This window comes from Phycicoccus mangrovi (assembly GCF_018729305.1).
Taxonomy (GTDB): domain Bacteria; phylum Actinomycetota; class Actinomycetes; order Actinomycetales; family Dermatophilaceae; genus Phycicoccus; species Phycicoccus jejuensis.
Genome location: NZ_JAHHWP010000028.1, coordinates 1 through 22276 on the forward strand (window position 1 = coordinate 1; position 22276 = coordinate 22276).

Genomic DNA, 22276 nt, shown 5'->3' on the forward strand with positions numbered 1-22276 from the left:
CCCGGCACCCGGGTCAGCTCCACCGCTCGACGACGGAACTCCGGTGGCTTGGCAGCAGGCATCCCAGACTCCTCTCCGAGACGATCATCGCCTCAGCTCAGGTGTCCGGAAAAGCGGGTCAGGCTCCCAGCGACGTTCCTCTGCTTCAGACGCGTCTTGTCCACCCCCTGCACGTCTGAGAACGCCGGCCGACGCTCCCGCCCCACTACCAGCGGGCGACCCCCGCCTGCAGCGTTGGCCACTCGCGCCCAATGATCAGCTTCCGAGTCTCCGATGGCGTCAAGTGCGCTGCGTTGCCCCTGAACCCTCAGCGCATCCGGCTCGTGCACGACGTCGCCCCTGAACCCACCTCAAAAAGGGCCGGACTTAGTGTCCAGCCGAACTCCCGAACATGACGAGGTGCATTTGGCCAACCCAGGAGCATTCGGCTGACTGCGGCGACCGCCGCACGGCCGGCTAGCCAAGGGTGCGTTGCAGTACTTCTCTGGGGTACGGACGCGCAAGAGGCCCTGACCGACGAGCGGAAAGGGCCTCTGTGGAGCCAAGGGGACTCGAACCCCTAACCCCCTGCTTGCAAAGCAGGTGCGCTACCAATTGCGCCATGGCCCCCGGGTGCCGCGCATGGGCGGCGGGGTGAGCGTCAGCTCTGCGGGGTGTCCGTGGCCTCGGCCCAGAGCCGGTTCTCGGCCTGCTTGTCCTTGATCTGCTTGCTCAGGGCGAACGCACCTGCCGCAGAGGCGAGGAGGACGAGGAGCTTCTTCACGGAACACCACCTGGGAGCCGGGGAGGTCGGGTGGTGGGCCTAACAGGACTTGAACCTGTGGCCTCTTCCTTATCAGGGAAGCGCTCTAACCGTCTGAGCTATAGGCCCGTCACCGACCGGCGTCGCACCTCTCAGGAGGCGCGGTGCACGAGATTACCCGATGCCCGCCCCGCTCCCCAAAACGGGGGTCGGGGCGGCTCCGACCTGCACCTCAGTCGTCGGTGAGGGTGAGGTGCACGCCGCCGACGAGGGCGGACGAGAGGTTGTAGAGGAACGCCCCGAGCGTGGCGATCGCGGTGATGAGGATGACGTCGACGACCGCGATGACGATCGACAGCGACACCACGCGGGTGAAGCCGACGAAGTCGAGGATGTCGAAACGGGTGCCGCCGTCCTGGATCACCGAGCCGATGACGCCGTTGACCTTGTCGAAGACGCCCATCGCGTCGAGGACGGTCCACAGGACCACCGTGGCCACGACGAGGGCGATGCCGAGCGCCACCGAGAGGAGGAACGACATCTTCATCGCCGACCACGGGTCGATGCGGGAGACGGTCAGCTTGACCCGGCGCGACGACGCAGGCCGGGGAGCCGGCTTCGTCGCCGTAGCGGCCGTGGACCCGGACGCGCCGGCCTCGCGACCGGCGGCCGGCACGGCCTCGCGGCCGGTCGGGACCGGACGGGTGGCGTCACGCTGCATCGTGGCAGCCTCCTGGCGGGCCGGGCGCGCGGCACCCGACGGACGGGCGGGACGCCCGGCGCTGTCTGCGGTGCTCACTCACGGCCTCCTCGGTCTGCGTCGCCGCCCGACGAGTCGTCGGTCGACGTCGGGTCCGACGGTACGGCATCCTCCGCCGGGGCTGCGACCTCGCCACCCGGGGTCTCGACAGTCGTGACCACCTCGTCACCCGCGCCCTCGCCGGCGGCCTCCTCGGCCGCCTCGACGGCCTCCTCGACCTCCTTCTCGGGGTTGCGCGTGACGGCGACGATCGCGTCGTTGCGGCCCGGCTTGGCGAACTGCACGCCCATCGTGTTGCGGCCGGTCAGGCGCACCTCGTCGACGCGCGAGCGGACGATGTTGCCCTTCTCGAAGACGACGAGCACCTCGTCGCCCTCGTCGACGGTCAGCGCCCCGACGAGGTCGCCGCCCTTCTCGGACAGCTTCGCGACGGCAACACCGAGGATGGCGCGCCCCTTGACGTTCCACTCCGACGCCTTGGACCGCTTGGCCAGGCCCGACTCGAAGACGACGAAGACGTCCGGGTCCTCGCCGTCGGCGACGACCGACATCGAGAGCAGCTCGTCGCCGTCACGGAACTTCATGCCGGTGACGCCGGAGGTCGCGCGGCCCATCGGGCGCAGCGTCGCGTCGTCGGCGTGGAAGCGCACCGACTGCCCCTTGCGCGAGACGAGCATGAGGTCGTCCTCGGCCTCGACCAGCCCGACGCCGACGAGCTCGTCGCCGTCGCGCAGGTTGACGGCGATGAGGCCGCCGGCCCGCGGGCTGTCGTACTCCGAGAGGCGCGTCTTCTTGACCAGGCCGGCCCGCGTCGCGAGGAGCAGGTACGGCGCGTCCTCGTAGGAGCGGATGGCCAGCACCTGGGCGATCTCCTCGCCCGGCTGGAAGGCCATGAGGTTCGCGACGTGCTGGCCCTTGCCGTCACGCCCGGCGTCCGGCAGCTCGTACGCCTTGGCGCGGTAGACCCGGCCGAGGTTGGTGAAGAACAGCAGCCAGTGGTGGGAGGTCGTCGTGAAGAAGTGGTCGACCATGTCCTCGCCGCGCAGGGCCGCCCCGCGCACGCCCTTGCCGCCGCGCCGCTGCGAGCGGTACGCGTCCACCCGGGTCCGCTTGGCGTAGCCGCCGCGGGTGATGGTGACGACCACGTCCTCCTCGGGGATGAGGTCCTCCATCGACATGTCGCCGTCGGTCGGCATGATCGTCGTGCGGCGGTCGTCGCCGAACTTGTCGACGATGGCGCGCAGCTCGTCGGAGACGATGTCGCGCTGGCGGCCGGGCGTCGCGAGGATGTCCTTGTAGTCCTCGATCTGCGCCTGCAGCTTGTCGTGGTCGTCGATGATCTTCTGCCGCTCGAGGGCCGCGAGGCGCCGCAGCTGCAGGTCGAGGATGGCCCGCGCCTGGATCTCGTCGATCTCGAGGAGCTCGATGAGGCCGTTGCGCGCCTCCTCGACGGTCGGGCTGCGGCGGATGAGCGCGATGACCTCGTCGAGCATGTCGAGCGCCTTGAGGTAGCCGCGGAGGATGTGGATCTCCTCCTCGGCCTTGCGCAGCCGGTAGGCCGTGCGCCGCTGGATGACGTCGATCTGGTGCTCGCACCAGTAGCGGATGAACGCGTCGATCGGCAGCGTGCGCGGCACGCCGTCGACGAGGGCGAGCATGTTCGCGCCGAACGTCGTCTGCAGCTGGGTGTGCTTGTAGAGGTTGTTGAGCACGACCTTGGCCACCGCGTCGCGCTTGAGCACGATGACGAGGCGCTGGCCGGTGCGGCCCGAGGTCTCGTCGCGGATGTCGGCGATGCCCGCGAGCCGGCCGTCCTTGACGTGCTCGGCGATCTTCTGCGCGAGGCTGTCCGGGTTGACCTGGTAGGGCAGCTCGGTGACGACGAGGCACTGCCGGTTGTGGATCTCCTCGACCTCGACGACCGCCCGCATGATGATCGAGCCGCGGCCCGTGCGGTAGGCGTCGTCGATGCCGCGGTGGCCCATGATGAGCGCCCCGGTCGGGAAGTCCGGCCCCGGGATGGCCTTCATGACCGCCTCGAGCGCCTCCTCGCGGCTGGCGTCGGGGTGGCGGAGCATCCACTCGGCGGCCGCGGCGACCTCGCGCAGGTTGTGCGGCGGGATCTGCGTCGCCATCCCGACCGCGATGCCGGCGCTGCCGTTGACGAGCAGGTTCGGGAAGCGGGAGGGCAGGACCTCCGGCTCGAGCGTCTTGCCGTCGTAGTTCGGCTTGAAGTCGACGGTCTCCTGCTCGATGTCGCGGACCATCTCCATCGACAGCGGCGCCATCCGGCACTCGGTGTACCGCGGCGCGGCGGCCGGGTCGTCACCGGGGGAGCCGAAGTTGCCCTGGCCCTGGACGAGCGGGTAGCGCAGCGACCAGTCCTGGACGAGCCGGACGAGGGCGTCGTAGATCGCGCTGTCGCCGTGCGGGTGGTACTGGCCCATGACGTCGCCGACGACGCGGCTGCACTTGTTGAAGCCGCGGTCGGGGCGGTAGCCGCCGTCGTACATCGCGTAGAGCACGCGGCGGTGCACCGGCTTGAGGCCGTCGCGCACGTCGGGCAGTGCGCGGGAGACGATCACCGACATCGCGTACTCGATGTACGAGCGCTGCATCTCGGTGTTGAGGTCGATCGGCTCCGTGCGGTCGGTCTCGACGGGCTGGTCGGTCATGGAGGTCCTTGCCTAGCGGGTCGTCAGGGGAGGTCGTGGGTGACGCGCGGCGTCAGATGTCGAGGAACCGCACGTCGCGCGCGTTGCGCTGGATGAACGAGCGCCGGCTCTCGACGTCCTCGCCCATGAGGATCGAGAAGATCTCGTCGGCCGCGGCGGCGTCGTCGAGCGTCACCTGGAGGAGCACCCGCTGGTCGGGGTCCATCGTGGTCTCCCACAGCTCCTGGTAGTCCATCTCGCCGAGACCCTTGTAGCGCTGCACCGGGTTGTCCTTCGGCAGGCGCCGGCCCTTGGCCTGGCCCTCGGCGATGAGCGCGTCGCGCTCGCGGTCGGTGAAGGCGAACTCGTGCGCCGCGTTGCTCCACTTGAGGCGGTACAGCGGGGGCTGCGCGAGGTAGACGTACCCGGCCTCGATGAGCGGCTTCATGAACCGGAAGAGCAGCGTGAGAAGCAGCGTCCGGATGTGCATGCCGTCGACGTCGGCGTCGGCCATCAGCACGATCTTGTGGTACCGGGCCTTCTCGATGTCGAAGTCCTCGCCGATGCCGGTGCCGAACGCCGAGATGAGCGCCTGCACCTCCTGGTTGGCGAGGGCCTTGTCGAGGCGCGCACGCTCGACGTTGAGGATCTTGCCGCGGATCGGGAGGATCGCCTGGGTGTGCGGGTTGCGCCCGCGCACCGCCGAGCCGCCGGCGGAGTCGCCCTCGACGATGAAGACCTCGGAGACGGCCGGGTCCTTGGCCTGGCAGTCGCGCAGCTTGCCGGGCAGCCCGCCGGACTCCAGCACCCGCTTGCGGGTGGCCTCGCGGGCCTTGCGCGCGGCCATCCGGGCCGTCGCCGCCTGGATCGCCTTGCGGACGATCTCCTTGCCCTCGTTCGGGTGGCGCTCGAGCCAGTCGCCGAACTCCTCGGTCATCGCGCGCTGGACGAAGCCCTTGACCTCGGAGTTGCCGAGCTTGGTCTTCGTCTGGCCCTCGAACTGCGGCTCGCCGAGCTTGACGCTGATGACGGCGGTCAGGCCCTCGCGGACGTCGTCACCGGTGAGGTTGTCGTCCTTCTCCTTGAGCTGGTTCTGCTTGCGCGCGAAGTCGTTGACGAGCTTGGTCAGCGCCGCGCGGAAGCCCTCCTCGTGGGTGCCGCCCTCGTGGGTGTTGATGGTGTTGGCGTAGGTGTGGACGGACTCGGAGTACGCGGTCGTCCACTGCATCGCGAGCTCGAGGGAGAGGCTGCGCGCCTCGTCCTCGACCTCGATCGCGATGACGTCGGGGTGCACCGGCTCGCTGCGCTTGGAGGCGACGAGGTGGTCGACGTAGTCGACGAGGCCGTTGTCGTAGCGGTAGGAGACCGAGCGGGCCGTGGTCGTGCGGGCCGTGCCGTCGGCGCCGGCGTCCTCGCTGTCCTCGACGACCGTGATGTCGGAGTCGACGCCATCGAGGTCGGGCTCGCCCTCGCCCGCGGCCTCGGTGACGCGCTCGTCGACGAGGTTGATCGTCAGGCCCTTGTTGAGGAACGCGTACTGCTGGAAGCGCGAGCGGATCGTCTCCCAGTCGTACTCGGTCGTCTCGAAGATCTCGGGGCTCGCCCAGAACGTGATGGTGGTGCCGGTGCGGTCGGTCTCCTCCATCTGCGTGAGGGGGCCGGTGGGCACGCCGTGGTCGAAGGACATCCGGTGCGCGTGGCCCTTCTGGCGCACGCAGACGTCGAGGCGCGTGGAGAGCGCGTTGACGACCGAGGAGCCGACGCCGTGCAGACCGCCGGAGACCTTGTAGCCGCCGCCGCCGAACTTGCCGCCCGCGTGCAGCTGGGTGAGGACGAGCTCGACCGCGCTCACGCCCTCGGTCGGGTGCATGTCGGTGGGGATGCCACGGCCGTTGTCCTTGACCCGGACCGCGCCGTCCTCCATGAGGATGACGTCGATGGTGTCGGCGTAGCCGGCGAGGGCCTCGTCGACCGCGTTGTCGACGATCTCCCAGACGAGGTGGTGCAGGCCGCGCTCGCCGGTGGAGCCGATGTACATGCCCGGGCGCTTGCGGACGGCCTCGAGCCCCTCGAGCACGGTGATCGCGGAGGCGTCGTAGGCCGGGCCGGCGACCGGGGTGGCCTGGTCCTCCTGCGGCGGGACCACGGGGTCCTCGGCGGGCACGTCGGGGGTGTCGGGCTGGTCGGCCACGGGGCTCCTTCGTCGGCTGGCTCCGGGGGGCGTGCACGCCCGACCGGTGCTCATGGCGCGCGCCCACGGGCTGGTCACCCACGGGCGCGCTGTTGCCGCCCATCCTACCGCTCGGGGCCGACAGATGACCCGCTGGGAGGCCCGTGGCGCCGGTTCTCACCGATTGTCGAGGGTGTCCACGACTCCCCACACGCAACCCGGGCTCCCAGCGGCGCTGAGCGGCCTTCCTCGGGCTCGTCCGCGCCGGGGGTCAGGACGCGGCGCCGTGCACGTCCGCGACGCTCGGCCGGACCCGCACGACGGCCGGTCCGGTGACCCGCGCCGCGGCCAGCCCGTCGAGGAGCGTGGCCAGGTGCGGCCGGGTCGCGTCGACGACGGCGAGGCCGTCGCGGGTCGCCGCCGCGGTGACGGCGGCGAGCACGGCGGGGTCGTCGGTGTAGAGCACCTCGCCGAGGCCGGTCAGCTCGTCGAGGGTGCGGGGGCCGAGCGTCGTCGGCAGCGGCACCGTCGAGCGGACGAGGTCGAGCAGGTCGCGGTGCTCGAGGGCGTGCCGGGCCAGGGCGCTGCCGTGGAGGTCGATGACCTGCCGGTACAGCGCGGGGTCGGCCGCTCCCAGGAGGATGAGCTGCGCGAGGACCGCGCGCCCGACGCGCTCCGCAACGGCGGCGTCGTCGTGCGCGGGGTCGGTCAGGGCGTCGCGCCGGTCATCGACGAGCACGGTGCAGAAGGTCAGCCAGTCCGGGACGAGGGCGGACGGGCCCTCCTCGGCGAGCATCCCGCCGACGTAGCGGCGGTGGCCCTCGTGGTGGTCGGGCCCGGTCTCGACCGGCAGGACGGCGGCGACGGCGCGCACGCCCGAGACCGTCGTGCGCAGCGGCAGCACCGCGAGCGGGTCGACGCCCAGGCGCTGGCGGCACCACTCGGCCTGCTGCGCGGCGGGGCGCTCCCACAGAGTTGTGCCGCCGGAGACGAGGACGCCGTCGACCTCGACCGCGACCGGCAGCTGGTCGATGATGTCGAGCACCTGCTCGAGGACGGTCTCGGGGGTGCACCAGGTGCGGGTGGCGCGCCGCGGGTGCAGGCGGATCTGGGTGCCGGGCCGCTCGAGCGGCTCGTCGGCGAGGGTGACGAGGACGGTGCCGTCGGGCAGGCCGACCCAGCGCATCGTCGGGGCCATCGGGACCAGCGCCGAGCGGGTCACGAGCTCGACGACGTCGGCGACGCCGAAGGCCGTCAGGAGCGAGGTCTCGTACCGGCGCAGGCCCTCGCGGACCTGGCCGTGCTCGGCCGTGGCGGGCGCAGCGCTCAGCCAGCGCACCTCCTGCGGCGTGAAGCCCACCCCGTCGTCGTGGACGACGAGCGGCCCACCGCCGGTGGCCGAGGTGACGCGCACCCGGCCGACGTGCGAGGGGTCGACCCGGCGCCGCGCCTCGATGCCGACGAGCGCGCTGGCGAGCAGGTCGCGCATCGGGCCGCGGCCGCCGGGCCCACCGTCACCGGAGCGGGCACCCTCGGGGTCGTGGGGGTCGCGCGCGGGGTGGCCGGGGTCGCGGCCGGAGGGGTGGTCGTTCACGTCGGAGTCCGTTCCGATGGGCGGCGACCGGGGGATGGTGGTCACCGTGGGCGAAGGTTTCTCCCACGGTGCCCGCGCGCCGTCGACACCCGCTGCCGCTCGCGGCCCGGCTCCCCCCGACGTCCCGGGAGTCCGGCCGAACGAACGACCCGCCGCTCCTGCGGCGGTCCCCCCGCAGGTCAGCCGTCCGTGTGGGGGCGCAGGGTGCGCTCGAACAGGTCGCGGACGTCGTCGGTCAGCACCGGCTCGGGCACGACGACGTCGACCTCCGGCACCGCGCAGCGCACGCCGTAGCAGTAGGCGTCCGGGTACTCGCGCTCGACGCCGGCGGCCAGCGTGCGCAGGCGGTCGGTGGCGATGAGGTCTTGCCAGGCGCGGTTGTCGGGCTCGGGCAGCTCGCCGAGCACGACCGTCCGGGTGCGGGTGCGGCCGGCGAACCCGCCGGTGCGCCGGACCTCGAGCTCGGTGCCGGGCGCCGGCGCGTCGGGGACCGGCGTGCCGGGCGTCTGCGGGGCGGGGGAGCCGGGCGCGGGGGCATCCGCACCGATCTCGACCCCGACACCGCTCCAGGCGGCGCGCACGGCCTCCGCCTCCCGCGAGCCCTCGCCGTGGCGCGCGGTGGCGGCGGCGAGGGTCAAGCCGGCGAACGTCGCGAAGTCGCAGTCGGCGCGGATCTCGCCGACGATCGTGTCGAACCAGACCTGCCCGGCGACCTCCCAGGCGTTGCCGCCGAGCGCGACGGCGAGGTCGTGGAAGGCCTTGTTGGGGATGCCGGAGTTGATGTGGACGCCGCCGTTGTCCTCGGAGGTCTCGACGTAGTCGCGCAGGTGCGCGGGCTGCGGGTCCTTGCCCAGGCGCGGGTCGTCGTAGGCGGTCCCGGGCGCCGCCATCGAGCGCAGCGCCACGCCCTTGACACCCGGCGCGAGCAGGTCGGCACCGATGAGCCAGTCGGCCGCCGCGGCGTCCTGGCCGAGCGAGTGCTGCTTGACCAGCACGCCGAAGACGTCGGACACCGACTCGTTGAGCGCGCCGGACTGGCCCTGGTAGTTCAGGCCCGCCGTGTACTGGGTGACGCCGTGCGCGAGCTCGTGGCCGATGACGTCGAGGCTGCGGGTGAACCCGAGGAACACCTCGCCGTCACCGTCGCCGAAGACCATCTGGGCGCCGTCCCAGAACGCGTTGTCGTAGTCGCGCCCGTAGTGGACGGTGGCGACGAGCGGCAGGCCCTTGCCGTCGAGGGAGTTGCGCCCGTACGCCTCCTGCCACAGCTGCCACGTGGCGCCGAGGCCGTCGTAGGCCTCGGTGACGGCGGTGTCGGCGGTGGCCGGGTCGCCCTCGCCGCGCACCTTGACCCCGGGCAGGGTCGTGCCCTGCTGGGCGTCGTGGACGGTGCGCTGCGGCCCGGCGTCGGTTCCGGCCGCCCCGCCGGGCAGCGTCGTCCCGCCGGGACGCGCCTCGGCGGTGACCCGACCACGCCGGAGCTCGGCGTCGCTGCGCAGCGTGGCGTCGGCGCGCTGCGCGACGTGGTCGTCGCCGGAGGCCGCGAGCGCGGCGAGCAGGTACGGCGGGACGATCGAGCAGCGGGCGGGCGAGTGCGTCATCCCTCCACGATGGACCCGCCCACCGACAGCCGCGACCCGACGGCCGGCGGCGTGGGTCAGCGGCGCAGCGCCGCGGCCATCCGCTCCTGCGCGAGGTCGGAGTGGAACAGCTCGCCCGACATCCGCGCCATCGCCTCCCCGTCGCGCTCGAAGGAGGCGAGGAGGTCGGCGTTGAGGATCTGCTTGGCGGCGGTCAGCCCCTGCCGGGCGCCGGCCCGCAGGTCGTCGAGCACGGCGCCGACCGTCGCGTCCATCCCGGCCTCGTCGGCGACGTGGGTGACGAGGCCCTGGTCGCGGGCCTCGGTGGCGGTGAAGACGCGGCCGGTGAGGAACCAGTCGGCGGCCGAGCGCGGGGTGAGGCGGTGGCGCAGCGGGATGGAGATGGTGGCGGCCGCGAGCCCGAGGCGGACCTCGGTGAGGGCGAAGCCCACGTCGTCGCGGCAGACCACGACGTCGGCGGAGGCGACGAGCCCTATGCCGCCGGCGCGCACCGGGCCGTCGAGCCGGGCGACGACCGGCACCGGCAGCGCGGCGATGCGGCGCTGGACGTCGACGATGGCGCGGGCCTGCTCGGTCATGTCGACGGTCGCCGCCTCCTTGAGGTCGGCGCCGGCGCAGAAGACGCGATGGCTCGAGCGCAGGAGGACGGCGTGGACCGACTCGTCCTGCGCGACCTCGGCCAGCCGGTCGCGCAGGTCGGCGAGCAGTCGGCGCGAGAGGGCGTTGCGGTTGGCCGGCGAGTCCAGGGTGAGGACCGCGACCCGGTCCTCGTCGTCACGGCGGACCAGGGGGGCGACGTCGGCATCCACGGGGCCGACCCTAGCCGCCGGACGCCGTGCCTCAGGGGGCGGTCGTCACCCGGAAGACGGGGAAGCCGGGGGCGGCCGCGGCGAGCTCGGCGTCGGTCGAGTCCTTCGAGAGGCCCTCGACGAAGCGGCCGACCTCCCAGCCCCAGCGCCGCAGGTAGACGCGCAGGACGGCGGGGCGCTCCTCGACCGGGACCTCGACCAGGTGCACCCGCTCGGTCCGGCGCCCGAGCCGCAGCTCAGCCTCGGGGTTCGCGCGCACGTTGCGCACCCACTCGGTGACGCCGCGCGGGGCGACGAGGTAGCGCTCGCCCTCCAGCGGCATGAGGTTGACCGGCGTGCTGCGGGGCAGGCCGGAGCGCCGGCCGGTGACGGTGAGGACGCGGGAGCCGAGCAGGCTGATGCCGCGGGCGGTCAGCCAGCGCACGGCGGCGTTGAAGGCGGCGTCCATCCGGGTGTCGGGGCGGACGTAACGGTCGGCGGAGGGGTGGTGGGCGGTCACGGTCATCGGCTCCTCAGGAAGTGAGAGCGGTGCTCTCGTTATGTGTGGAGTCTGCGCCCAGGTCCTGGGCGCTGTCAAGAGCAGTGCTCTCGTTCTTGTGGTTGGATGGTTCCGTGCCTCCCACCTCCCGCGCCGAGCGCCGTCGCGACCTCGAGACGCGCATCGTCGAGGTCGGCCGGCGGCACCTGGCGACGGAGGGCGCGGCGGGCCTCTCGCTGCGGGCAGTGACGCGCGAGCTGGGGATGGTCTCGTCGGCCGTGTACAGGTACGTGGCCAACCGGGACGAGCTGCTGACGCTCCTCGTCGTCGACGCCTACACCGAGCTGGCCGACGCCGTCGACGCGGCGGTCGCCGCGGCCGATAACCGCCCGTGGGACGAGCGGGTCGTCGTCGCCGGCGCGGCGTTCCGCGCGTGGGCGGTCGGCGACCCCTCGCGGTACGCGCTGCTCTACGGCAGCCCGGTGCCCGGGTACGAGGCGCCGGCCGAGCGGACCGTCGAGCCGGGGACACGCGTGACGTTCGCCCTGCTCCGGCTGCTCGCGGAGGGCGTCGAGGTGGGTGCGGTGTCGCCGGTCGGCGCGGTGCCGGTCGACGCGCCGCTGCTGGAGGCATCCGGCGGAACGGCCGGGCCGGATCGAGCGAGTGGGCTGGTTGCGGACCTGCGCCGGCTCTGCGACGAGACCGGTCTGCCGGGTGGCCCGGACGTCATGGGGCGCGCGCTGCTCCTCTGGGCGGTTCTCGTCGGCGGCACGAGCCTCGAGGTCTTCGGCCAGTACGGGCGCGACACCCTGACCGACCCCGGCGCCCTCCTCGAGCACCAGCTGCGCCTCACCCTCGCCCTCCTGCGCACCCCCGCCTGACGCCCCTCCCACCCCGGGTTCTTTCCGACTTCTTGCGAGTTGAGCCGCTCGACACGCCGCTCACAGGCGTGTCGAGCGGCGGAACTCGCAAGAAGTCGATGGGTGCTGGGGGTGAGGGCGCCCGGTCGGTCAGCCGTAGGTGTCGCGGGGGCCGCGGCCGTCCTGCACCCGGTGCCGGCCACGCGACCAGGTCGGCGCGCTCGGGCCGACGACGCGCAGCTCGGTGACCGTCCCCTCGCCGACCTCGTCGGTGAGCCGGGTCATCAGCGTGTTCTCGAGCAGCCGCAGCTGGGTGGCCCAGGCGGTCGAGTCGGCCCGGATGGTGAGGACGCCGTCGACGAAGTCCGTCGGCTGGCAGTGCGCCGAGATGTCGGGCCCGACGATGCCGGGCCAACGGCCGATGACCGAGCCGACGGCGACGTCGGCGCCCCAGCCCCGGTCGTTGACGAACCGGTCGATCTGGTCCGACAGCAGCTGCGGGTCTCGGCCCGAGCGCTTGCGGCCGCCGGGGACGTCCTTCGCGCGTCGGCGCGGCTTGAGACCCGGGCGCAGGCCCTTTGCGCGGGCGGCGGCGCGGGCGCGGGCCAGCGCCTCGGCCGCCGCGAGCCCCTCCTCGACCTCGGGCGCCCCGTCGGCGGCGAACCCGGAAGTGGTGTCGTCACCGTCCTCCACCGGGAGCTGCGGCGCCGGCGCACCGGACGGCGAGGCATCCGGTCCCTGGTCGGTGGGCTCTGCGCGAGAACCTGCCGCTTCCCCGGGGAACGGTTCCCGGGGAGAGCGCGGCCGTATCGGGTCACCCGATACGCGTGGGTCAGGAGGGGTCGGCACCGTCAGCCTCCGAGCCCTGGTCGTCCTCGGGTGCCGCTCGTTCCTCGTCGGTCTCGACACTGCCGAGCGTCACCCTGCGCGTCGCGCCGGCGAGCGAGGCCGGGACGTCGGCGGGGACCGCGGCCGTCACGAGCACCTGCTCGGCGTCGGCGACCATCGCGGCGAGTCGCTCGCGGCGGCCGGCGTCGAGCTCGGCGAAGACGTCGTCGAGGACGAGCACCGGGTCGTCGCCGAGGTCGGTGCGCAGCAGCTGGAAGGCCGCGAGCCGCAGCCCGAGCGCGAACGACCACGACTCCCCGTGGCTCGCGTACCCCTTGGCCGGCAGCTCCCCGAGGGTGAGGAGCACGTCGTCGCGGTGCGGCCCGACGAGGCAGACGCCCCGCTCGACCTCCTGGTCGCGCACCTCGGCCAGGCTCGCGACCACCTCCTCGTGCAGCTCGGCGACCTCGGGCACCTCACCGGAGGCGATGCGCCCCGCCGTCGCCTCGCGCAGCGAGGAGCGGTAGGCGACCCGGGCGTCCGACTGCCCGTTGCTCACCTCGTCGTAGGCCTTGGTCAGGTACGGCCCGAGGTCGCGCAGGAGGCGCAACCGCGCGTAGAGCAGCTGCGAGCCGACCCCGGCGAGCTGCTGGTCCCACACCGACAGGGTGTGCAGCGCGCTCGCCGCCTCCGACGCCGGGTCGAGCGCCTCGGCCCCCGGGCGCGGCCGCCGCCCGCGCGCCCGGCGCGAGAGGTAGGGCTGCGCGGACTTGAGGAGGGCCGAGCGCTGCTTGACGATGCGGTCGTACTCCTGGCGCACCCCGGCCCACCGCGGCTGGCGCGCGACGAGAAGGTCGTCGAGGAAGCGCCGGCGCTCGCCGGGGTCGCCCTTGACCAGTGCGAGGTCCTCCGGGGCGAAGAGCACCGTGCGCAGCGTGCCGAGCACCTCGCGCGGACGGACCGGCGAGCGGTTGAGCCGGGCCCGGTTGGCGCGCCCGGGCGTGATCTCGAGCTCGACCATGGTCTCGCGCCCGTCGCGCACCACCGCGCCGCGCACGACCGCCCGCTCGGCGCCGAACCGGACGAGCGGCGCGTCCGTCGCCACGCGGTGGCTGGAGAGCGAGGCGAGGTACCCGACGGCCTCGACGAGGTTGGTCTTGCCCTGCCCGTTGAGCCCGACGAGGGTCGTCACGCCCGGCCCGAGCGGGAGCTCGGCCCGCTCGTAGCTGCGGAAGTCCCCGAGGGAGAGGTGCCGGACGAACACTCCCCGAGACTAGTGCGCGGCCCGCCGCGGTATCAGGGGGCCGGTGCCGTGCCTCCTCCCGCCGAGCGCACCGGATGCCCCGGTGCCCGCACCCAGGAGGCCCGGATGACCCACCCCTCGCTCGGCAGCAGCCGCCGCACCCTCGTCGGGGCCCTCGGGCTCGGCACCCTCGGCACCCTCGGCCTCGCGACCGCGGCGCAGGCCGCCGCCCCGGCCGGGCTCGTCGTCCCGCCGGACGCCCTCGCCTCCGGCGGCTGCGACCTGTACCTCGTCGCGGACGGCATCACGGGCGACTCGCAGGCCGAGCGCTTCCCCGGCGCCGTCGAGCTGCTCGCCCTCGACTGGGGCGTCAAGGCCACGCGCACCACCACCGGCGCCGGCTCCTCCGCCGGCCGGCCGGTCGCCGGCGACGTGCGGCTCGCGGCGTTCTCGTCGTCGGCCTCGCCCCAGCTCCTCCGCCGGCTCGTGACCGGCCGGACGGTGCGCAGCGCCGTCGTCCACGTCGTGCGGGCCGGCGAGAGCCCGGTCGAGACGATGACCCTCGCCTTCACCGACGTCGTGCTCACCGGCTACGAGGTGATGTCGAGCGCCGGCCTGCCGGTCGACGTCGTGTCGTTCGCGATGGGCGGGGTCACCGAGACGTGGACGCCGCAGAACCCCGACGGCACGCCCGGCACGCCGGTGACCGTGAGCTGGGACCTGCGCTCCGGCCGGGTGGCCTGAGCCCGCGCCCGGCGGCGGCAGGCGTCAGAGGTCGGTGCGCTTGGCCGCCGACTTCTTCGCGGCGGCCTTGCGGGCGGTGCCCTTCGTCGTGGCCTTCTTGGCGTCCGCGGCGCGCTTGGCCCGCGAGCTCGAGCCGTCCTCGCCACCGCGCAGGGCCTCGCCCTCGGCGACGGTCATCACCTGGTGGCCGCCGAACTGGCCGCGCAGCGCCGCGACGGCCTGCATCGAGGGGGAGGTGTGCTGGCGCGAGGCGAACCGGGCGAAGAGCGAGGCCGAGATGACGGGCATCGGCACCCCGAGCTCGATGGCCTCCTCGACCGTCCAGCGACCCTCGCCGGAGTCGACCGTGTAGTCCGAGACGTCCTCGAGGCTCGGGTTGTCCTCGAGCGCGGCGACCATGAGGTCGAGCAGCCAGGAGCGGACGACCGTGCCGCGGCTCCAGGCCTTGAAGGCACCGGGGACGTTCTCGACGATGTCCTTCTTCTCGAGCAGCTCGTAGCCCTCGGCGTAGGCCTGCATGAGTCCGTACTCGATGCCGTTGTGGACCATCTTCGTGTAGTGCCCGGCGCCGACCTTGCCGGCGTGGACGAAGCCCTCGTCGCGCGGGCCCTCGGGGCGCAGCGCGTCGAAGACGGGCATCGCCTTCTTCACGTTGGCCGCGGTGCCGCCGACCATGAGGCCGTAGCCGTTCTCGAGGCCCCAGATGCCGCCGGAGACGCCGCAGTCGAGGTAGCCGATGCCCTGGGCCCTGAGCAGCTTCTCGTGGACGGCGTCGTCGGTGAACTTGCTGTTGCCGCCGTCGATGACGAGGTCGCCCTTGTCGAGGAGGTCGGCGAGCTTCTCGATCGTCTCGGTCGTCGGGGCGCCGTGGGGGACCATCACCCAGACGACGCGCGGGCCCTCGAGCTGCTTGACCATGTCGGCGAGCGAGCGGGCGTCCGAGACCTGACGGTTGCGGTCGTACCCGACGACCTCGTGGCCCGCGCGGCGCAGACGCTCGCGCATGTTGCCGCCCATCTTGCCGAGGCCGACCAGTCCGAGCTGCATCCGAAGGCTCCTTCGTCGAGGTGTCGCAGGTGTCCGTCCCGAAGGCTACGCCGCCCGCCACCGGCCCGGTGGGGGCGGCTGCGGGTCAGGACGCGAAGCGGACCGGCATGAGGACGTACCGGTACGAGGTGTCGGCCTCGCCGTCGGCGCTCTCCTGGCCGCTGAGCACGGCCGGGCGCGAGGCCTGCGTGAAGGAGATCCGCGACCAGTCGGTGCCGACGACGCCGAGGCCGTCGAGCAGGTACTGGGGGTTGAAGGCGATCTCGATGTCGGGGCCGGTCAGGGCGCACTCGACGGCCTCGGACGCCTGGGCGTCGTCACCGGTGCCGGCCTCGATGGCCACCTGGTCGCCCGAGAAGCGCAGGCGCACAGGGGTGTTGCGCTCGGCGACGAGCGCGACGCGCTTGACGGCCTCGACGAGCTCGGCGGTGCGGACGACCGCGTCGGTCTCGGAGCTCGTCGGGAAGATCGAGGAGACCTTGGGGTACTCACCGTCGAGCAGGCGCGTCGTCGTGCGGCGCCGGCCGGCCTCGAAGCCGGCGAGGCCGTCGCCGCCCGCGGTGGCGCCGAGAGCGACGTCGATGGAGCCGGCGGCGCCGAGGCTGCGCGCGGTATCGCTCAGGGTGCGGGCCGGGACGAGGACGACGTGGCTCGCGTCGGTCGCCGTCGGGTTCCAGGTCAGCTCGCGCATCGCGAGGCGGTAGCGGTCGGTGGCGAGCAGCGTCATCTTGTCGCCCTCGACCTCGACCCGGACGCCGGTGAGGATCGGGAGGGTGTCGCCGCGGTCGGCCGCGACCGACACCTGGGCCACGGCCTGGGTGAAGAGGTGGCCGTCGACCGACCCCGTGGGCTCGGGCGAGCTGGGGAGGGTCGGGTAGTCGTCGGCGGGCATCATCAGCAGGCTGAAGCGGGAGGCCCCGCACGTGACCTGGACCTTGCTGCCCTCGGCGACGACGTCGATCGGGCGGTCCGGCAGCTGGCGCGAGATGTCGGCGAGGAGGCGGCCGAGCACGAGGACGGTGCCGGCCTCGGAGACCTCGGCCGCGACGGTGACCCGGGCCGAGACCTCGTAGTCGAACGCCGAGAGGGTCAGGGTGCCGTCGTCGGAGGCCTCGAGGAGGATGCCGGCGAGCACCGGGACCGGCGGGCGCGCGGGCAGGCCACGGGCCACCCAGGTGACCGCCTCGGCGAGGACGTCGCGCTCGACGCGGAACTTCACGGCTACCACCCTTGTCCGGCGCGGACCAGCCGCCCCTGTCGTGCATCGGAGACCACACCGCACCGGCTCGGGACGCGCGACGGCGCCTCCCTCACGCGGGCGGGGTCCCTGACACTAGTGCACGTCCTCGGAGCGCACCATCCGCTCCGGACGGGTGCTCGACCCGATCATCGAGAGGTCGGGCCGGGGGTCGCCGTCCTCAGCACCTGGTCGGGGCGGACAGGGTGATTGAGGGATCTCGTCGTCGTGGTCGGAGGTGTGGATCCTGTGGACGGCGGGGCGTCGGCGCAGGTCATCCGTCCGGCGCGTGGTGTGGACGGACCGTGGACCAACCGTGGAGAAGATCAACCGTCGTGTTGACGACGAGATCGCGTCCACAGGGCGTCCACGGAGGCGTCATCCGTCGTCCACGGAGGTGAGGCCGTCGTCCACAGTCGTCCACAGGCCTTGTGGACAAACCGTGGCGTGCGGGGCGTGCGGGCGGGGATGGGGCCGAGTTGTCCACAGGCTTGTACCCAGCGGTGGATGACGGAGGGCCGGGTCGGGCGAACAGGGGGTGAACGACGGGTTCCGCGGCGCGCTGCGGGTCAGCGTCCTGCCAGCCTTGGACGAAGGTTGTACACCGGTTGTGCACAACCTGTGGAGAACCCTGCGGACGACCGGGGGACGAGGTGTGGACCGGGTGGGGACGGCCGACCGGCTCCCGATGACCGCCGGCGGACAGCGATAAGCCCGCACGTGCGGGGTTGGGGAGGTCGGGAGTGGTTCCGGACAGCGATAAGCCCGCACGTGCGGGGTTGGGCAGGTCGGGACCGGAATCTGACAGCGATAAGCCCGCACGTGCGGGGTTGGGCAGGTCGGGAGTGGTTCCGGACAGCGATAAGCCCGCACGTGCGGGGTCACCAGGGCGCGACGGAGCGACCGGGCCCCGGAGGCGTCGGAGAGGCCCGAGGCCGGGCGTCAGCGGGACTGCTGCTTGATCCGGTTGGTCAGCTCGGTGACCTGGTTGTAGATGGCGCGGCGCTCGGCCATCAGCTGGCGGATCTTCTTCTCGGCGTGCATGACCGTCGTGTGGTCGCGGCCGCCGAACTGCTGCCCGATCTTCGGCAGCGACATCTCGGTCAGCTCGCGGCACAGGTACATCGCGATCTGCCGGGCCGTCACGAGCACGCGCGAACGCGACTGGCCCTGGAGGTCCTCGATCGTCAGCCCGAAGTACGCCGCGGTCTGGGCGATGATCGTCGCCGGCGTGACCTGGCTCGTCGAGTCGTCGGGGATGAGGTCGCGCAGGACGATCTCGGCGAGGCTCATGTCGACCGGCTGGCGGTTGAGGCTCGCGAAGGCCGTGACGCGGATCAGCGCGCCCTCGAGCTCGCGGATGTTCGTCGAGATCCGTGAGGCGATGAACTCGTGCACGTCCTCGGGCACCGACAGGCGCTCCTGGATGGCCTTCTTGCGCAGGATGGCGATGCGCGTCTCGAGGTCGGGCGGCTGCACGTCGGTGAGCAGGCCCATCTCGAAGCGGCTGCGCATCCGCGCCTCGAAGCCGGTGAGCAGCTTCGGCGGCACGTCGCTGGTGATGACGACCTGCTTGCCGGCGTTGTGCAGGGTGTTGAACGTGTGGAAGAACTCCTCCTGCGTCTGCACCTTGCCCTGGAGGAACTGGATGTCGTCGATGAGCAGCACGTCGACGTCGCGGTAGCGGCGCTGGAAGTTGGCCGCCTTGTCGTCGCGGATGCTGTTGATGAAGTCGTTCGTGAACTCCTCCGAGTTCACGTACCGCACCTTGACGTGCGGGAAGAGGTTGCGGGCGTAGTGCCCGATGGCGTGCAGCAGGTGGGTCTTGCCCAGCCCCGAGTCGCCGTAGACGAAGAGCGGGTTGTACGCCTTGGCCGGCGCCTCGGCGACCGCGACGGCCGCGGCGTGCGCGAACCGGTTGCTCGCGCCGATGACGAAGGTGTCGAAGGTGTACTTGGGGTTCAGGCGCGTCAGCTCGATCTGCTCCGGCACCTGCGCGCCCGGCCGCGGCCGGCGCATCCCGGGGACAGCGACGAGGTCGGGGCCGGCGCCGTCGTGGTCGGCGTGGGCCGTGGCCAGGCCGGCGGAGTGGTCGGTGCCGTCGCCGTCGTCGTCGAGCTCGAGGTCGTCGATCTGCTGGCGGCGGTCCGCGGCCCGCGCCTCGTGCCCGTCGTCGCCGACGCCGGTGGATGTCGGTTCGCCGACCTCGCCGAGGGTCGGGTCGACGGTCACCGCGAGGCGGACGTCGCGCCCGAGGCGCTCGCCGAGGCTCTGCGTGACCCGCTCGCGCAGCCGGGTCTCGACGATGTCCTTCGTGAAGTCGTTCGGGACGGCGATGAGGGCGGTGTCGTCGAGCAGGCCGACGAGGCGGGCGAGGGAGAGAAAGGCGCGCTGCTGGACCGGGATCCCGTCCTCGTCGAGCGCCTCCAGCGTGGCCTGCCACACCTGGGTCATCGTCGCGTCCGGCACGTGGTTCCCGTCCTTCCGATGCCCTGGTGGTGGTCGCCGCGCCGGTCGGCACTGCGAGGGAGGGATGGTCGTCCACACGATTGTCCACAGCCTGTGGGGACATCATGGTGCGGTCGACGCCGCCGGAGTCGTCCTCCGCGTGTGTCGTGCCGCGCCCGCCCGATGCTCCGTGCGATGGTAGAGCGTGGTGCGGGTCCGGCGGTACCCGGCCGTGGGTTTGGTCGGTGAGCGGCGCCTCGGGTACCTTGGGGGGGCCTGTTCCGGCCGTTTTCGCATGCCCGCGAACGCTGCTCCCCAGCACGTCGTGGGTCTCCGACTGCGGCCGACCAGGCCGTCTTCCCAGCCCCCGGGCCGTCCGGCCCGACACCGCGAAAGAGATACATCGTGAGCAAGCGGACCTTCCAGCCGAACAACCGCCGTCGCGCCAAGACGCACGGCTTCCGTCTGCGGATGCGCACCCGTGCGGGTCGCGCCATCCTCGCCGCCCGGCGTCGCAAGGGTCGCTCCGAGCTCTCGGCCTGAGGCCGACCGGTGCTGCCGGCGCCGAACCGTCTGCGTGAGCGGGCGGACTTCGCGTCGGCGGTCCGCGGCCGGGGGACCACCCGGGCCGGCTCGAGGCTGATCGTGGTGCACGCCACCCGGACCGACGCGCGCGCGGGATGCCCGCCGCGGGTCGGTTTCGTCGTGTCACGGGCCGTCGGCAACGCGGTGGTGCGCAACCGCACCAAGCGGCGCCTGCGCCACCTCGTCGCGGCCCGCCTCGCGGGGGTGCCGGCCGGCGTCGACCTCGTCGTCCGGGCCAACCCCGCCGCCGCCGGGGCCTCCTCCGCGGAACTGGGGGGTGCGCTCGACACGTTGGTGCACAAGGTGGTCGGTCGGGTCGGAGGTGCCTCGTGAGCGTCGGACGCCTCCTCGCCACGCCCCTGGTCTGGATGATCCGCGGCTACCAGCGGTTCATCAGCCCGCTGCGTCCGCCGACCTGCCGGTACTACCCCTCGTGCTCGGAGTACGCCGTGACCGCGCTCCAGCGGTTCGGCCCGCTGCGCGGGTCGTGGATGGCCGTGCGCCGGATCGGTCGCTGCCACCCGTGGACCCCGGGCGGGGTCGACCACGTGCCGGACCGCGACCCGGTGACGGGCCGTCCGGTGGCCGGCACGACCGGACCCAAGCCGTACCGACCGAGCACGGGCCCGGCGAGCCCGTCGCACCCCTGACCCCCGTCACGACCGTGACCCCACACGCCGGCTGAGGCCGGCCCAGCGAAGGACATCATGGGCGACCTGTTCAACAGCATCCTGGCCCCGATCGAGTGGCTCGTGGCCTGGATCATGTACGGCTTCCACGAGGCCCTCACGGCGATCGGGCTGCCCGCGGCCTCCGGCTGGACGTGGGCCCTGTCGATCGTCGGGCTCGTGCTCGTCATGCGCGCCGCGATGATCCCGCTGTTCGTCAAGCAGATCAAGGCATCGCGCAAGATGCAGCTCATCCAGCCCGAGCTGCAGAAGATCCAGAAGAAGTACAAGGGCAAGTCCGACCCGGAGTCCCGCCAGGCGATGACCCAGGAGACGATGGAGCTGTACAAGAAGGAGGGGACCAACCCCTTCAGCTCGTGCCTCCCGATCCTCGTCCAGTCGCCGTTCTTCTTCGGTCTCTTCCGCGTCCTCAACGGCCTCGACGAGCTGGCCGCCGGTACCGGCAGCGCCGCCAGCATCGGCCCGATCACCAAGGACGTCGCCGCCCAGGCCGAGAAGGCGTCCATCTTCGGCGCCCAGCTGTCCGACACCTTCCTCGGGGCGAACAACCTGTCGACGCAGATCGTCACCGTCGTCCTCATCATCCTCATGTCGGCGACGACGTTCCTCACCCAGCGCCAGCTGATGACGAAGAACATGCCGCAGTCCGCGCTGGACAGCCCGTTCGCGAAGCAGCAGAAGATGCTGCTCTACATCTTCCCGATCATCTTCGCCGTCTCCGGCATCAACTTCCCGATCGGTGTCCTCGTCTACTGGTTCACGACCAACGTCTGGTCGATGACCCAGCAGTTCTACGTGATCCGCCGGATGCCGGCGCCCGGCTCGGCCGCCGAGCGGGCGTACCACGCGCGGCTCGCGCGCAAGGGCAAGCCGGTCCCCGGCGCCCCGGCGGTGGCCGCCGAGGCCGAGGTCGAGGACCAGACGACGATCGGTCAGCGGGTCCAGCCAAAGTCCAAGAAGCGGTCCAAGGGCAAGAAGTGAGCACCGCGTCGGGCACCTCGGTGCCGCCGACGCCCCACAGCACCGGTACGACGTCCCACACGGAGGGCACACACATGAGCGAGAACACGACCGAGGGCACCGCCCCCACCGCCGACGAGAGCACGCCCCTGGCGGCGGAGCTCGGCGCCGCCGAGACCGCCGGCGCGGTGACGCCGGGTGAGGCCACGACGGACACCCCCGGGGGTGTCCAGCAGGAGACCTCCGCGGGCGCCGCGGCGGATGACGCCGAGGACGCCGACGCAGACGCCGACGCCGATGAGGCGGGCGAGGGGACTGCGGCCCCGGCGGCCGGCCAGCGCCGCCCGGCGCGACGTCAGCAGCTCGAGCGCGAGGGCGAGGTCGCGGCCGACTTCCTCGAGACCCTGCTCGACATCTGCGACCTCGACGGTGACCTCGACGTCGACATCGACGGCGACCGCGCCGCGGTGGCCATTGTCGACAGCGAGGAGGGCCGCGTGCCGCGCCGTCTCGTCGGCCAGGACGGGCAGGTGCTCGAGGCCCTCCAGGAGCTGACCCGCCTCGCCGTCCAGTCCGAGACCGGTGAGCGCAGCCGCCTCATGCTCGACGTCGCCGGTCACCGCGCCGGGCGCCGCGCGGAGCTCGTCCGCATCGCGAAGGAGGCCATCGCGACGGTCCAGAGCTCCGGGGAGTCCGCCTCCCTCGAGCCGATGTCGGCCTTCGAGCGCAAGGTCGTCCACGACGAGGTGCTCAGCGCCGGGTTGCACAGCGAGTCCGAGGGCAGCGAGCCCCGCCGCTACGTCGTCATCACGGCGTCCTGACCGACG

At 72.6% G+C, this 22276-nt stretch carries 20 protein-coding genes and 2 tRNA genes; 7 read left to right on the forward strand and 15 right to left on the reverse strand.

Annotated features, from left to right (window positions below; genetic code table 11):
* Positions 1-536 precede the first annotated feature (536 nt).
* The 10 genes from KMZ30_RS20685 to KMZ30_RS20730 form a co-directional block, all read right to left on the reverse strand.
* Positions 537-609: transfer RNA gene (locus tag KMZ30_RS20685), tRNA-Ala, on the reverse strand.
* 31 nt (positions 610-640) lie between these two features.
* Positions 641-763 (reverse strand): DLW-39 family protein, encoded by a 123-nt coding sequence (locus tag KMZ30_RS20690; protein WP_211250970.1) that lies wholly within the window; start codon positions 761-763, stop codon positions 641-643.
* 31 nt (positions 764-794) lie between these two features.
* Positions 795-871 (reverse strand) — tRNA-Ile (locus KMZ30_RS20695).
* Positions 872-974: 103 nt separating this feature from the next.
* Complete coding sequence (locus tag KMZ30_RS20700) at positions 975-1541, reverse strand: DUF3566 domain-containing protein (RefSeq protein ID WP_308279869.1); 567 nt, start codon at positions 1539-1541, stop codon at positions 975-977.
* A complete protein-coding gene (gyrA, locus tag KMZ30_RS20705) occupies positions 1538-4177 on the reverse strand; it encodes a DNA gyrase subunit A (protein WP_215514155.1) in 2640 nt (879 codons plus the stop codon). Before gyrA ends, KMZ30_RS20700 begins: the two co-directional genes overlap by 4 nt.
* Positions 4178-4229: 52 nt before the next feature.
* A complete protein-coding gene (gyrB, locus tag KMZ30_RS20710) occupies positions 4230-6401 on the reverse strand; it encodes a DNA topoisomerase (ATP-hydrolyzing) subunit B (protein WP_215514156.1) in 2172 nt (723 codons plus the stop codon).
* A gap of 196 nt (positions 6402-6597) precedes the next feature.
* Positions 6598-7920 carry an HSP90 family protein gene (locus KMZ30_RS20715; RefSeq protein ID WP_215514157.1) on the reverse strand — a complete coding sequence of 441 codons (1323 nt, stop codon included), beginning with the start codon at positions 7918-7920 and terminating at the stop codon, positions 6598-6600.
* A 179-nt stretch (positions 7921-8099) separates the two neighbouring features.
* Positions 8100-9521: a protealysin inhibitor emfourin gene (locus KMZ30_RS20720; protein ID WP_215514158.1), complete on the reverse strand. Its 1422-nt coding sequence runs from the start codon at positions 9519-9521 to the stop codon at positions 8100-8102.
* 56 nt (positions 9522-9577) lie between these two features.
* The gene (locus KMZ30_RS20725) at positions 9578-10330 is read right to left on the reverse strand and encodes an enoyl-CoA hydratase-related protein (protein ID WP_308279870.1); all 753 of its coding nucleotides are present in this window, start codon (positions 10328-10330) and stop codon (positions 9578-9580) included.
* A gap of 31 nt (positions 10331-10361) precedes the next feature.
* Entirely contained in the window at positions 10362-10829 is a 468-nt protein-coding gene (locus KMZ30_RS20730; protein ID WP_308284339.1) for a nitroreductase family deazaflavin-dependent oxidoreductase, read from the reverse strand.
* A 113-nt stretch (positions 10830-10942) separates the two neighbouring features.
* Between KMZ30_RS20730 and KMZ30_RS20735 the strand changes: the two genes are divergently transcribed.
* Positions 10943-11689: a TetR/AcrR family transcriptional regulator gene (locus KMZ30_RS20735; protein WP_215514160.1), complete on the forward strand. Its 747-nt coding sequence runs from the start codon at positions 10943-10945 to the stop codon at positions 11687-11689.
* Positions 11690-11818: 129 nt separating this feature from the next.
* Here the strand turns inward: KMZ30_RS20735 and KMZ30_RS20740 are convergent, their stop codons facing one another.
* Positions 11819-12361: a DciA family protein gene (locus KMZ30_RS20740; RefSeq protein ID WP_215514161.1), complete on the reverse strand. Its 543-nt coding sequence runs from the start codon at positions 12359-12361 to the stop codon at positions 11819-11821.
* Positions 12362-12500: 139 nt separating this feature from the next.
* Positions 12501-13760, reverse strand: coding sequence for a DNA replication/repair protein RecF (recF, locus tag KMZ30_RS20745; RefSeq protein WP_215514162.1), 1260 nt, complete (start codon positions 13758-13760; stop codon positions 12501-12503).
* A gap of 105 nt (positions 13761-13865) precedes the next feature.
* Here recF and KMZ30_RS20750 point away from each other — a divergent pair, with 105 nt between their 5' ends.
* Positions 13866-14483: an Hcp family type VI secretion system effector gene (locus KMZ30_RS20750; RefSeq protein WP_215514163.1), complete on the forward strand. Its 618-nt coding sequence runs from the start codon at positions 13866-13868 to the stop codon at positions 14481-14483.
* A gap of 24 nt (positions 14484-14507) precedes the next feature.
* On the opposite strand, the gene gnd is transcribed toward KMZ30_RS20750, so the two are convergent.
* The 3 genes from gnd to dnaA form a co-directional block, all read right to left on the reverse strand.
* The gene (gene gnd / locus KMZ30_RS20755; RefSeq protein WP_215514164.1) at positions 14508-15530 is read right to left on the reverse strand and encodes a phosphogluconate dehydrogenase (NAD(+)-dependent, decarboxylating); all 1023 of its coding nucleotides are present in this window, start codon (positions 15528-15530) and stop codon (positions 14508-14510) included.
* An 85-nt stretch (positions 15531-15615) separates the two neighbouring features.
* A complete protein-coding gene (gene dnaN / locus KMZ30_RS20760; protein ID WP_215514165.1) occupies positions 15616-16749 on the reverse strand; it encodes a DNA polymerase III subunit beta in 1134 nt (377 codons plus the stop codon).
* Positions 16750-17709: 960 nt separating this feature from the next.
* Positions 17710-19221, reverse strand: coding sequence for a chromosomal replication initiator protein DnaA (gene dnaA / locus KMZ30_RS20765; RefSeq protein WP_215514200.1), 1512 nt, complete (start codon positions 19219-19221; stop codon positions 17710-17712).
* A 399-nt stretch (positions 19222-19620) separates the two neighbouring features.
* On the opposite strand from dnaA, the gene rpmH reads away from it, so the two are divergent.
* The 5 genes from rpmH (at position 19621) to KMZ30_RS20790 (ending at position 22270) form a co-directional block, all read left to right on the forward strand.
* On the forward strand, positions 19621-19758 hold the full coding sequence (gene rpmH, locus KMZ30_RS20770; RefSeq protein WP_013885212.1) for a 50S ribosomal protein L34: 138 nt from the start codon (positions 19621-19623) through the stop codon (positions 19756-19758).
* Between the two features lie 9 nt (positions 19759-19767).
* Positions 19768-20133: a ribonuclease P protein component gene (gene rnpA / locus KMZ30_RS20775; protein ID WP_215514166.1), complete on the forward strand. Its 366-nt coding sequence runs from the start codon at positions 19768-19770 to the stop codon at positions 20131-20133.
* Positions 20130-20450 carry a membrane protein insertion efficiency factor YidD gene (gene yidD / locus KMZ30_RS20780; RefSeq protein WP_308279871.1) on the forward strand — a complete coding sequence of 107 codons (321 nt, stop codon included), beginning with the start codon at positions 20130-20132 and terminating at the stop codon, positions 20448-20450. The genes rnpA and yidD overlap by 4 nt, the downstream gene beginning before the upstream one ends.
* Positions 20451-20507: 57 nt before the next feature.
* Complete coding sequence (gene yidC / locus KMZ30_RS20785; protein ID WP_215514167.1) at positions 20508-21470, forward strand: membrane protein insertase YidC; 963 nt, start codon at positions 20508-20510, stop codon at positions 21468-21470.
* 74 nt (positions 21471-21544) lie between these two features.
* A complete protein-coding gene (locus tag KMZ30_RS20790) occupies positions 21545-22270 on the forward strand; it encodes a Jag family protein (protein ID WP_226903219.1) in 726 nt (241 codons plus the stop codon).
* Positions 22271-22276 lie beyond the last annotated feature (6 nt).